10 protein-coding genes and 1 tRNA gene are annotated in these 12877 nt (G+C 52.6%); 7 read left to right on the top strand and 4 right to left on the bottom strand.

Annotated features, from left to right (window positions below; genetic code table 11):
• The first annotated feature begins 53 nt into the window (after nucleotides 1-53).
• From BMY16_RS02600 to BMY16_RS02570, 7 genes are all read left to right on the top strand, one after another.
• A complete protein-coding gene (locus BMY16_RS02600; RefSeq protein WP_091839647.1) occupies nucleotides 54-1352 on the top strand; it encodes a phenylacetate--CoA ligase family protein in 1299 nt (432 codons plus the stop codon).
• A gap of 15 nt (nucleotides 1353-1367) precedes the next feature.
• Entirely contained in the window at nucleotides 1368-1793 is a 426-nt protein-coding gene (locus BMY16_RS02595) for an ACT domain-containing protein (protein WP_091839644.1), read from the top strand.
• Between the two features lie 95 nt (nucleotides 1794-1888).
• Nucleotides 1889-1963, top strand: a tRNA-Val gene (locus BMY16_RS02590).
• Between the two features lie 25 nt (nucleotides 1964-1988).
• Nucleotides 1989-3335: an adenylosuccinate lyase gene (gene purB / locus BMY16_RS02585; RefSeq protein WP_091839641.1), complete on the top strand. Its 1347-nt coding sequence runs from the start codon at nucleotides 1989-1991 to the stop codon at nucleotides 3333-3335.
• A 62-nt stretch (nucleotides 3336-3397) separates the two neighbouring features.
• Entirely contained in the window at nucleotides 3398-4720 is a 1323-nt protein-coding gene (locus tag BMY16_RS02580) for a pseudouridine synthase (protein ID WP_091839638.1), read from the top strand.
• A 27-nt stretch (nucleotides 4721-4747) separates the two neighbouring features.
• Complete coding sequence (gene asnS / locus BMY16_RS02575; RefSeq protein ID WP_091839636.1) at nucleotides 4748-6184, top strand: asparagine--tRNA ligase; 1437 nt, start codon at nucleotides 4748-4750, stop codon at nucleotides 6182-6184.
• A gap of 16 nt (nucleotides 6185-6200) precedes the next feature.
• Nucleotides 6201-7073, top strand: coding sequence for a hypothetical protein (locus tag BMY16_RS02570; protein WP_091839634.1), 873 nt, complete (start codon nucleotides 6201-6203; stop codon nucleotides 7071-7073).
• On the opposite strand, the gene BMY16_RS02565 is transcribed toward BMY16_RS02570, so the two are convergent.
• The 4 genes from BMY16_RS02565 to BMY16_RS02550 form a co-directional block, all read right to left on the bottom strand.
• Nucleotides 7070-8458: an aminopeptidase P family protein gene (locus BMY16_RS02565; RefSeq protein ID WP_091839631.1), complete on the bottom strand. Its 1389-nt coding sequence runs from the start codon at nucleotides 8456-8458 to the stop codon at nucleotides 7070-7072. The genes BMY16_RS02570 and BMY16_RS02565 overlap by 4 nt on opposite strands.
• Nucleotides 8459-9152: 694 nt before the next feature.
• On the bottom strand, nucleotides 9153-9983 hold the full coding sequence (locus BMY16_RS02560; RefSeq protein WP_091839628.1) for a CvfB family protein: 831 nt from the start codon (nucleotides 9981-9983) through the stop codon (nucleotides 9153-9155).
• On the bottom strand, nucleotides 9947-10654 hold the full coding sequence (locus tag BMY16_RS02555) for an ABC transporter ATP-binding protein (protein ID WP_091839625.1): 708 nt from the start codon (nucleotides 10652-10654) through the stop codon (nucleotides 9947-9949). Before BMY16_RS02555 ends, BMY16_RS02560 begins: the two co-directional genes overlap by 37 nt.
• Nucleotides 10655-10656: 2 nt before the next feature.
• Entirely contained in the window at nucleotides 10657-12795 is a 2139-nt protein-coding gene (locus BMY16_RS02550; RefSeq protein ID WP_091839622.1) for a cation:proton antiporter, read from the bottom strand.
• Nucleotides 12796-12877: the final 82 nt, after the last annotated feature.

Here is a 12877-nt window from a genome sequence, read left to right as displayed (position 1 = left end):
TTTGTCCCCCGATAGCATGAATATCAGCAAAAATTACTAAATAGAGAGACAAAATGATTTGGAATCAGAGCATTGAGTGCATGGACCGCGAGCAGCTTCGTGAGATCCAAAGTCGTCGTCTGGTGAAGATGGCAGAGTATGTGTATCATAATACACCATTTTATCGGAAGAAGTTCCAGGAGATGGGACTGGAGCCGGGCGACATCAAGAGCATTGACGATATCGTGAAGCTGCCGTTCACCAACAAACTCGATCTGCGCGACAACTATCCCTTCGGACTGGCTGCTGTGCCCATGAGTCAGATTGTACGTATCCACGCCTCAAGTGGTACGACGGGTAAGCCTGTGGTGGTACTCTATACCCGTAAGGACCTCGCCATGTGGGCTGAGGCTATCTCACGTGCCTTTACCGCCTATGGTGCTACGAAGGATGATATCTTTCAGGTGGCCTATGGCTACGGACTTTTCACCGGTGGCCTGGGTGCCCATGACGGTGCCACCAACATCGGTGCTTCGGTGATTCCTATCTCTTCGGGTAACACCCAGAAACAGATGACCCTCATGCACGACTTCGGTACTACTATCCTCTGCTGTACCCCGTCATACGCCATGTTCCTCGGTGAGGCCATGCAGGAGTGCGAATATCCCCGTGAGGAGTTCAAATTGAAGATCGGTGTCTTCGGCGCAGAGCCCTGGACGGAGAAGATGCGTGTCAAACTGGAGGAGTCGCTGGGCATTAAGGCCTACGATATTTATGGCTTGAGTGAGGTCGCCGGTCCTGGTGTGGGCTACGAATGTGAACACCAGTGTGGTACCCACCTAAACGAAGACTATTTCTATCCTGAGATCCTTGATCCGAATACTGGTGAGCCGCTGCCGGAAGGCTCCTTTGGTGAACTCACCTTCACTCACCTCACCAAGGAAGGTATGCCGTTGTTGCGCTATCGTACCCACGACCTCACGGCTCTTCACTACGACAAGTGTGCATGTGGGCGTACCTTAGTAAGAATGGACCGCATCCTGGGCCGTTGCGATGATATGCTCATCATCCGTGGCGTCAACGTGTTCCCGTCACAGATCGAGGATGTCATCCTGAAGCTGCCTGAGTTTGAACCTCACTTCCTGCTCATCGTAGACCGTGTGAACAATACCGACACCTCTGAGTTGAAAGTCGAGGTGAAGGAAGACTACTTCACCGACGATATGGCCACGATGGTAGGTCTGCAGAAGAAACTTGAAGCCGAGTTGCGCAGTGTCATTGGACTGGGCTTCAAGGTAAAGCTTGTAGAACCGAAGGGCATCGAGCGCTCTACCGGTAAGGCCAAGCGCGTGATTGACAATAGAAAACTATAATAAACTATAAAGACAATGAAAACAAAGCAATTATCCATCTTCCTCGAGAATAAGTCTGGACGACTGACCGAGGTGACTGAGGCCTTAGGGGCTGCAGGTATCAACCTTTCCGCCATGAGTATTGCGGACAATAGTGATTTCGGTATTCTGCGTTGTATCGTGTCGGATCCCGATAAAGCTTATCAGGTGTTGAAAGAGCAACATTTTGCTGTGAAAATTACTGATGTCATCGGCTTCGTATGCCCCAACGTACACGGCTCGCTGGCCGTGGTGCTGAAGCACCTCTCAGACAATGGTGTATTTATTGAGTATATGTACTCTTTTGCCAATGGCAATGTGGCCACGGTGGTGATCCGTCCTACCGATCTGGATGCCTGTGAGAAGATCCTGGCAGAGAAGAAGGTGGAGCTGATGGCGGCTAATGACCTCTATCAGTTGTAAAATGCATAAAATCTGCAATTTTTCCTAATGGAAATTTTGCAGATTCATTTATTCTTCGTAACTTTGCACGCGATTTCCAAAATCGCATGCAAATCGGGCGTTTAGCTCAGCTGGTTTAGAGCATCTGCCTTACAAGCAGAGGGTCGGCGGTTCGAATCCGTCAACGCCCACGACGACACATTTTTTTAAGAAGACATGGAATTAAGTTTACTGACAGCCATTTCGCCTATTGATGGCCGTTACAGGAGTAAGACACAGCCGTTGGCAGAATACTTCTCAGAGTATGCCCTTATCAGGTATCGCGTTCGTGTGGAAATAGAGTACTTTATTACCCTTTGCGAACTGCCTCTGCCCCAACTGCAAGACATCAACCATTCACTGTTTGACCAACTCCGTGACATTTATCGCCAGTTTACACCTGCTGATGCCCAGCGGGTGAAAGACATTGAGAAGGTAACCAACCACGACGTGAAGGCCGTGGAGTATTTTATCAAGGAGCGTCTCGATGCCATGGGCGGTTTCGAACAGTACAAAGAGTTTATTCATTTCGGCCTCACTTCCCAGGACATCAACAATACCTCTGTGCCCCTCTCTGTCAAGGAGGCGCTCGAGCAGGTATACTATCCCCTGGTGGAGGAGCTTATCGAGCAGCTCAACGACTATGCCGAACAGTGGAAGAATATCCCGATGCTGGCCAAGACCCACGGACAGCCCGCCTCTCCAACCCGTTTGGGGAAGGAGGTGATGGTCTATGTCTACCGTCTTGAAGAGCAGTTGCGTGGTCTGAAGGAGACCCCCATCACCGCTAAGTTCGGTGGTGCCACGGGTAACTTCAACGCCCATCATGTGGCCTATCCCCAGTACGACTGGCGTGAGTTTGGTAATGCCTTTGTCAGCGAGAAACTCGGTCTGGAGCGTGAACAGTATACCACTCAGATATCCAACTACGACTGGCTGGGTGCTATCTTCGATGCCATGCGCCGTATCAACACTATCGTTATCGACCTTGACCGCGATTTCTGGATGTATATCTCCATGGACTACTTCAAGCAGAAGATCAAGGCCGGTGAGGTAGGATCGAGTGCTATGCCGCACAAGGTGAACCCCATCGACTACGAGAACTCTGAGGGTAACCTCGGTATCGCCAACGCCATTTTGCAGTTCCTGGCAGCCAAGCTGCCCGTGAGTCGCCTGCAGCGTGACCTTACCGACTCCACAGTACTCCGTAATGTCGGTGTACCCATGGGCCATGCCCTCATTGCTTTCCAGAGCACACTGAAAGGTCTGCGCAAGCTTATCCTCAACGAGGAGAAGCTGCAGGAGGATCTCGACAACACCTGGGCCGTGGTGGCTGAGGCAATCCAGACTATCCTGCGTCGTGAAGCGTATCCCAACCCCTACGAGACCTTGAAGGCCCTCACACGAACTAACGAGAAACTTACTGGTGAGAAAATCAAGAACTTTATCGAGACACTCAACGTCAGCGAAGCCGTGAAGGAAGAGCTGCGTGCCATCTCACCGGCCACTTATACAGGTATTTAAGCATGAAGATGCAACCATAAGCAAAAACAAGAGTATTTACAATTTAAAAAACAAGCAAAACAATGGATTTCGAGAACAACGAGAAAAATCAGGAAGAAACACAGAAAGAAGGTTTCCAGAAAGAGTTCCGTGCAGGACGTTCACCACGTCCACGTATTCACACGGGTCAGCGTCCAGCCTATGAACAGCGTCCGAATTATCGTAACACACGTGAGGAGGGAGGCTTCCGTCCCGAAGGTTTCGGGGCAGGTCTGCAGAGCAGCACACCTCAGCGCAGCTTCCGTCCGCGTAACAACTATAATGCCGGTGGCTATCAGCAGCGTCCTCAGCAGGGCGAGTATGGTCAGCGTCCGCAGCGTCCTCAGGGCAGTTATGGTCGTCCCCAGCAGGGGGGGTATGGCCAGCGTCAGGGAGGTGATTATGGTCAGCGCCCACAGGGTGGCTATCAGCAGCGTCCTCAGGGCGGTTATGGTCGTCCTCAGCAGGGTGGCTATGGTCAGCGTCCTCAGGGCGGTTATGGTCGTCCCCAGCAGGGTGGCTATGGCAAGCCTTACGGAGCTTCTCCTTATAAAAAAGGTCCTCGTCAACACACTGCCGACTATGATCCCAATGCCAAGTACAGCATGAAGAAGCGTATCGAGTACAAGGAGATCAACTACGATCCCAATGAGCCGCTTCGTCTGAATAAGTTCCTCGCCAATGCTGGTATCTGCAGCCGTCGCGAGGCCGATGAGTTCATCCAGGCAGGTGTGGTCACCGTCAATGGTGAGGTGGTCACTGAGTTGGGTACCAAGATCCTCCGCACTGACGAGGTGAAGTTCCACGATCAGCCTGTAACCATCGAGAAGAAGGTGTACGTGCTGCTCAACAAACCTAAGGACTATGTCACCACGAGCGACGATCCCCAGCAGCGTAAGACTGTGATGGACCTCGTGAAGAACGCTTGTCCTGAGCGCATCTACCCCGTAGGTCGTCTCGACCGTAACACTACGGGTGTGCTCCTGCTTACCAACGATGGTGACCTCGCTTCAAAGCTCACTCATCCGAAGTATCTGAAAAAGAAGATTTACCATGTCTATCTTGATAAGAACGTCACCGCTCACGACCTGCAGCAGATTGTCGAGGGCATCCAGCTGGAGGATGGCGAGATTAAGGCCGACGATGTGCAGTATGCTCACCCCACAGACAAGAAACAGGTGGGTATCGAGATTCACTCAGGTAAGAACCGCATCGTGCGCCGTATATTCGAGAGCCTTGGCTATCGTGTACAGAAGCTCGACCGCGTACAGTTTGCCGGTCTGACGAAGAAGAATCTGAAGCGTGGTGACTGGCGTTACCTTACTGAGGAGGAAGTAGACCGCCTGCGTATGGGAGCTTATGAGTAATTGAAGATTGAAAATTGAAAATTGAAGATGAAACGTACTAAGATTATCGATGTGCTGAAGAGCACAGAATACGGTAAGGACATCTGCGTCAAGGGCTGGGTGCGCACGCACCGCAGCTCTAAGGCAGTCGACTTTATCGCCCTGAACGATGGTTCGACCATCAAGAACGTACAGATTGTGGTCGACCCCGCTAAGTTTGATGAGGATCTGCTGAAGCAGATTACCACTGGTAGCTGTATCTGTGCCGAAGGAACACTGGTAGAGAGCCAGGGTGCCGGCCAGAGCAGTGAGATTCAGGCCACCCGTCTGGAGGTCTATGGTCTCTGTGGTAATGACTATCCCATGCAGAAGAAAGGGCAGAGCTTCGAAGTGATGCGTAAGAATGCCCACATGCGTCTGCGTACCAATACTTTTGGTGCCGTGATGCGCATCCGCCACAACATGGCGATGGCCATCCACACCTACTTCCACGAGCATGGCTTCTTCTATTTCCACACTCCGCTGATCACAGCCTCCGACTGTGAGGGCGCTGGTAATATGTTCCAGGTTACCACGAAGAACCTCTACGACCTGAAGAAAGACGAGAACGGCAAGATTATCTACGATGATGACTTCTTCGGTGAGCAGACATCTCTCACCGTATCTGGTCAGCTCGAGGGTGAACTCGGTGCTACAGCCCTGGGTGCCATCTACACCTTCGGTCCTACGTTCCGTGCTGAGAACTCCAACACCCCGCGCCATCTGGCTGAGTTCTGGATGGTAGAGCCTGAGGTGGCCTTCCTCGATCAGGAAGAGCTGATGGACCTTGAGGAAGATTTCATCAAGTACTGTGTCCGCTGGGCCCTCGACAACTGTAAGGACGACCTGCAGTTCCTCAATCAGATGATTGACAAGACCCTTATCCAGCGTCTGGAGGGTGTACTGAAGGATACCTTCGTGCGTCTGCCTTATACTGAAGGTATCAATATCCTTCAAGAGGCTATCAAGAAGGGCAAGAAATTCGAGTTCCCCTGCAACTGGGGTGATGACCTGGCCAGCGAGCATGAGCGTTACCTTGTGGAGGAACACTTCAAGAAGCCCGTTATCATGACCGACTATCCCCGTGCCTTCAAGTCGTTCTATATGAAGCAGAACGAGGCTCAGGGCGAAGGCTCTGTTGGTTACAAGGGTGCTGTGGCTCCTGGTCCCACCATGCAGGGCACCGATGTGCTGTTCCCCCAGATTGGTGAAATCATCGGTGGTTCAGTCCGTGAGGAGAGCTACGACAAGCTGATGGCAGAGATCAACCGCCGCGAGATGGATCAGACCCATCTGTGGTGGTATATCGATACCCGTCGCTGGGGCACCTGTCCTCATGCCGGTTTCGGTCTTGGCTTCGAGCGTCTCATCCTGTTCGTTACCGGTATGCAGAATATCCGTGACGTCATCCCCTTCCCGAGAACGCCGAAGAGCGCAGAGTTCTAATCAAATTCATTTGCTGATGAAAAGGTTTCTGGCCATTGTTATGATGACATCCATTGTCGCTGTCGCTTCTGCGCAGGATGATAGTCAGAAGGCTTTTAGTCATATGGGAATTGGCATTAGTGTCGGTACAACAGCTATCGGCATTAATGTCTCTTCCGTTCTTAACCCCTATCTCGGCCTCCGTGCTGGTGTCAACATCTGGCCAAAGTTCAAGATGAAGCGAGGCCTCCACATGCGCCTCGAGTCCGATGGTGAGCATCAGCCGGGCGAATGTCTCCAGCATCTTGAGGAAGTTAATGCAAAGCTGTCGTCTGATGACTGGGTGTCGCCTTCCGTGGCCGATATCATGGATGTCGATGTCCATGTGTTGCCCAAACTTAATGCGGGCCATGTGATACTCGATTATTTCCCCGTCCCCCGTCGTAGCAGTTTCCACCTCTCGGCAGGCGCTCATATCGGTACGGGCACCGTGGTCAATTTCCACAACCGTCACGATGGCATCCTTATGCCCATCACCCAGTGGAACAATGCGATGGTCGATCCCGAGGTACAGCCTGTGGTCGAGGAATACAATTTGCGCCGCATCGGTATTGCCATGGGCGACTATTTCATCATGCCCGATGAGGAGGGTAACATCGATGCTAAGATTGTGGTGTCTGGTTTCCGCCCTTACTTAGGACTGGGTTTCGGACGTTCCGTACCCCATAAGCGTATAGGCTGTCAGGTAGACCTGGGTGTCCAGTTCTGGGGCACGCCCAAAGTCTACGTCAATGACGAACGCCTCGAAGCCGATAAGGTGGGCGATGACCTCGACGACATCCTCAGCCTTGTCAGCCGTATCAAGGTCTTCCCCGTTCTCAATATCCGCCTCGTCGGCCGTATCTTCTAACTGTTTTTGGCTTTGTAGACCTCTTCGATGGTCATGGGCTTCTTGATAGTACCTAAAAGGCGGACGCCTGTGGGGGTTATCAGGTAGTTGAGCTCATTGCGTAGTCCCGTGAAGTCACGCCATGCATCAAGTGCATCGTAGCAGATAAAATCCTCATGCAGATGCTCTGCGCGCCACTTGTCCATCAATTCCGGAATGAAATAGATGCCAGGCTCTACGGTAAATACAAACCCTGGTTCCAAAGGACGCGCCAGGCGTAAGGACTTAAAACCGAACTGCCTGCTTTTCACTTCCCCCTCGGCATAGCCTACATATTGTTCTCCGAGGTTTTCCATATCGTGTACGTCGAGGCCCATCATGTGGCCCAGTCCACAAGGGAAGAACATCGCATAAGCCCCCGTCTCCGCAGCCTCGGCAGGGTCGCCTTTCATCAGCCCCAGCCGTTTCATTCCCTCGGCAATCTTTGTGGCAGCAGCCATATGGGCCTCCCGGAAGGGCACCCCAGGTTTCAGTTTATCCACGGCTGCATAGAAGCTCTCCAGATGAATCTGATAGACCTCTGCCTGTCGGTCTGTGAAACGATCGCCTACAGGCATCGACGATGACAGATCACCCGCATAATGCTCTTTCGTCTCTGCACCGGCATCGAGCAGGAAGATGTCACCCTCCTTCATTTGGTGGATGAATCCATGATTGTGGAGCACCTGTCCCTGTATCGTGGCGATGGTGGGGAAGGCCAGTGCATCACCGTATCGGCATGCCACTTCCTCAACGACGGCAGCCACCTGCGACTCGTAGATGCCTGGGCGCACCATGCGATAGGCGGCCAGGTGCATCTCGGTGCTCAGGTCCACCGATGCCTCAATAGCGCGAATCTCCTCTTCATCCTTATGGTTGCGCTGAGAGACGATGGCCTTGATGAGTGGCTCAGAGGCCATGGAGGTCTGTGCCTTCGGCTCTATGCCGAGCAGCTCCCACAGCCACACGCGGTGGTCGCCCCTGTAGGGAGGCAGGAAATGCACTGCTTGCCCCTTACTGCGAGCCTTGTCGAGATAGCCTTTCAAATCGCTCAGAGCCATTGTCTTCGTAATGCCTACGGTCGCTGCTTTCTCGCTGAGTGTCGGTTGGATACCCGTCCAGACGATATCATCGATGGTCAGATCATTACCGAAGACGATCTCTGTGTCAGCATCTATGTCGATGATGGCGGCCAAGCCGGCATAGTTAAGACCGAAAAAATACAGAAATGTGGAGTCCTGACGGAAGCGATAGGTATTGTCGGCATAGTTGATGCCAGCCTCGTCATTGCCCAGGAAGAGCAGCAGCCCGCTGCCCATGTCCTTCTTTAGTTTTGCCCTGCGGCTGATGTATGTTTCCTTATTCATAGATGCAAAGATAGGAACTATTATTGATATTTGCAAGTTTTCATGGCTTTTTCTTTGTTGTTTGTAACGGTTGTTCCAATATCTCCAATAAAGTGTTGAGATAATCCCTTATAGGGGTAAGGGACTATTTGGACGAGTGTAAAGGACTATCTGGACGAGCGTAAAAGACTATTTGAACGAGTGTAAAAAGACTATCTTCCGGTGATGCAGGGATAGAGTCAGTGCCGGGTAAAGTGGGACTTTACTCCGACTAAAGTCAGAGTTTACTCCGGGTAAACCTCTGAATTCTCTTGAGAATCTCCAGGTTTGGACTATCCTAACTGGTAGTTAGTCGTATTATAACTATGAATTAGCTTACTGCAACGTCCACCCAACACCCCACCACAATCTTTCGCATGCCCTGTGTTTATCAGCTTTCCGTATGGTTGGGTGTTGGCCAAACACTACACCAAACACTCCACCAACACCCCACCAAAGACTACACCATTGGCGACTCGATAGTTCCACCATCGGCTTTATGAGCAGATGGTTTTATGAGATTCGTGAGCTGATACTTCCGTACTGGTTTAATAATCAGGAGGTGGGGTGTTTGGTGTAGTGTTGGTGGAGTGTTTGGTGGAGTGTTAGACCATCACCCCACCACGCTCAATCTCCGATAAACACTGGACTTCCGGGAGTTTTTGGTGGGGTGTTGCTATTTGACTAATCGGATGCCATCGTCGGTGATGGTGATGAGGCGGCGGCGGTAGAGGTCGCCGATAGCCTTTTTGTAGGCCTTCTTCGAGACTTGGAAGCGGTCGTAGATAAGTTCGGCGGGCGATTTGTCGCCGAGATTACAATAGCCATCGTTCTCATAGAGGTAACGCAGCAGCACTTCGGCAAAGTCGAGGGTGTGCTGACGGCCTGAGGGCTGGAGGGTAAGGTCGATCTTACCATCCTGGCGCACGTGGTCGATGAAGCCTGAGAGACGGTCGCCGCTATGGAGGGGCTGGAATATCTGATTGTCGTAGATCTGACCCTGATAGCGGTTGTTGACGATGCACTTGAATCCGAGGTCGGTCTTCTGCCAGACGAGGATATCTGCAGGATCGCCATGCTTCATAGCTGGGGCGGGTTCAAGGTACTTCTCGACCTTGGCAGTGGCCATCAGGCGGTAGGATTCTTTGTCTACCTTAATATAGATAATGTGTCGCTGTCCCTGCTCCATCCGCTTCTTCTGTTCACGGAAGGGACAGAAGAGGTCCTTCATCAGTCCCCATTTCAGGAAAGCGCCATACTGGTTGACCCATGCCACTTCAAGGCTGGCGAACTCACCCACCTTGGCGATAGGATGCTCGGTGGTGGCTACGGGGCGCTCTTCCTGATCAAGGTAGATAAACACTTCAATCTCGTCGCCGATGTGCATATCTTTGGTTACGTAACGCTGGGGAAGGAGGATCTCGCCTTCTTCGCCACCGTCGAGATAGAGTCCGAAGTCTACGGACTTGACTATTCTGAGGGTGTTGTAGTCTCCGAGTCTAAGCATGTTTCTTGGGGTATGATGGGAGTTTCTATGAGTCCATCGCGCAGATGGATGTTGCGGTCGGTGATACTGGCCAGCGCCTCGTCGTGGGTGACGATGACAAACGTCTGGCCGAACTTGTCGCGCAGGTCGAAGAAGAGCTGGTGGAGCTCCTCCTTGTTCTTCGTGTCGAGGGAGCCGGAGGGCTCGTCGGCAAGGATGACAGCCGGGTTGTTGACAAGGGCGCGGGCCACAGCCACACGCTGTTTCTCACCACCGGAGAGCTCGTTGGGCTTATGGGTGGCACGGTCGGTGAGACCCATGAAATCGAGCAGTTCCTTGGCCCGCTGCTTGGCCTGCCTCTGTGAGGTGCCAGCGATATAGGCGGGAATCATGATGTTCTCGATGGCCGTGAACTCTGGCAACAGCTGGTGGAACTGGAACACGAAGCCGAGGTGCTGGTTGCGGAAGTCGGACAGCTTCTTCTGGGAGAGGCTGGTGACGTCGATGCCATCTACACAGACAGTTCCTGAATCAGGACGGTCGAGGGTGCCGATGATCTGTAGCAGCGTGGTCTTACCGGCTCCAGAGGGGCCGACGATGCTCACCACTTCGCCACGGTCGATGTGGAGATCGATGCCTTTGAGCACCTGCAGTGAGCCAAAGCTCTTGGTGATATTCTTGATGTCAATCATAACTATTCATTATTCACTTTTCGTTTCTCGTGTATCCATCGCAGGATGGTGTCGTAGATACTCTTCTCCTCATGGTGCTGGGCCTCGGTGAAGCTCATGTGCTCGTCCTTCGTGTTGCCGAACTGGTCGGGGAAGATAATCATGAGGTTCTTGCCGGAGTAGTGCTTCTGCAGCTCGTCGGGCAGGCGTTCGAGAGCGTTCTTATAGGAAATGGTACCCTTACGGGCGGTGACCACAACGAAGAGATGATCCTCAGCGATACCGGCAGCAAGCTGTGGAAGCTCGTTCCAGTGGGCCATCGAGGTGTATTCGGCCCTGACGTTGGGATGGCGGTTGTTGATATATTCGGCTATCAGTACCAGCGACTCGTTGCGGCCATGGAACTGGATGCGGCAGTCGAGCTGGCCTGCCAATCGGCTCAGACGCTCCAGCCAACGGTGGAAGCCCGGCTCAAACTCAGCCCTGGAGGGCACTACCACCTGGATGCGGCGCAGGGTGGACATGGGCTGGACGAAGCGCGTAAGCATGATCTGACGGTTCAGACCATTGTAAAGGCTCTGGATGAACTCACCCCAGAAACGCGGGTTGGCATCGGTATGGACGTGCATACCCATGATAATCTCGGAACAGGCAAACTCGCGGAAGGCATGCTTGATGCCGTTGGCTATATTGGTGGCGAGACGTACCTGTGTCTGTACCTTAACATCCGAAGCACTGGCCGTCTGCTGGAGCCGTTCGAGCAACTGGATACCCTCTTGGCGGGCGGTGTTGCTCTTCTGATCGTCGTAGACCACATTGAGTGCCACGAGCTCACGGTTCAGGCGCTGGTTGCGCATCAGGATAGAGAGGTAGAGCAGGTGGGGCGCAATCTCAGGATACTTCACACAAAGCAGGATCTTCTCGTCGTCGGTCTGTGGCGCCTCGTTATGGGGATGGCGCTTCTCCTGCAGGATAATCTGCTGGGAGGCGTGCTCAGTCATCAGAGTGCTGATGATACAGGTGAAGAGGATCATCATGACCACACCGTTGAGCATATCGTCGTTGACAAGATACTGACCGGGGGCCATTTCGAGGCGCATGCCCACCATAACCATGGCGATGGCACCAGCCGCATGGGCCGAGGTGAGGCCGAACATCATATGTCCATCGGCCTTCGGCAGTCGGAATATGAGACTGGAGATATAGGCTGCGACAGCCTTTCCAAAGGTGCCGAAGAAGACGATGAGGAGTACCACCCAGATGACGTCGATGCCCGTGAAGAGGGTGCGCACGTTGATGAGCATGCCCACACCAATCAGGAAGTAGGGGATGAACAGGGCATTACCGATAAACTCGATGCGGTTCATCAGGGGCGAGACGTGGGGGATGTATCTGTTGAGGATCAGTCCGGAGAAGAAGGCGCCGAAGATGCCTTCGAGGCCGATAAGTGAGGTCAGGGAGGCGCTGAGGAACATGATGCCCAGGACGAAGATGTACTGCATCACGGCATCACTGTAACGGCGCAGGAAGTAGCGCGTCAGCTTCGGTATGAGGATAATGCTGCCCGCACAGAAGAGGGTGAACTTCGCCACAAAGAGGAACCAGAACATCCAGCCGCTGTTGTTCTCGAATGAGCCGGAGAGGGCTGCCAGCATCACCAGGGCCAGGAACAGTGAGATCATCGATGAACCTACGCTGAGAACGACACTCGGGTGGCGCTGCAGACCGTAGCGCCCGATGATGGGATAGGCAATCAGCGTGTTGGATGCCATGATACAGCCTAAGAGGAAGGAGGCTTTACCCGAGTATCCGAGGAAAGCCATTGCCATGACGTAGGTAAGGATGAGGGGCACGAGGCAGGTAAGGAGTCCGAAGATAAGGAACCGCTGGGATTGTTTCTTCGCGCCTTGCATGTCCATCTCCAGTCCGGCCAGGAACATGATGTAGTAGAGTCCCACCCTGCCGAAGAGCTCAAAGGAGTTGTCGCGCTCCAGGATGTTGAATCCATACTGCCCGATGACGACACCCGCCAGCACCATGCCGATGATATGGGGGATGCGCAGCTTACTCATCACGATAGGCGCAAAGAGAATGATCAACAGCACCACAAAGAAGATAAGTGTGGGGTCGGTGATTGGCAAATAGGATGTTAAAATCATCATTTCGTGTGCAAAGATACGATTTTTTTAGCCGAATGATGCAGAATTGATAGATTTTTATTAATTTTGCAGCCAAATTATAAAC

This window comes from Prevotella sp. ne3005, assembly GCF_900110085.1.
Lineage (GTDB): Bacteria > Bacteroidota > Bacteroidia > Bacteroidales > Bacteroidaceae > Prevotella.
Note: the sequence above shows the minus strand (reverse complement) of the source record. Positions and strands in the feature narration are given on the sequence as shown.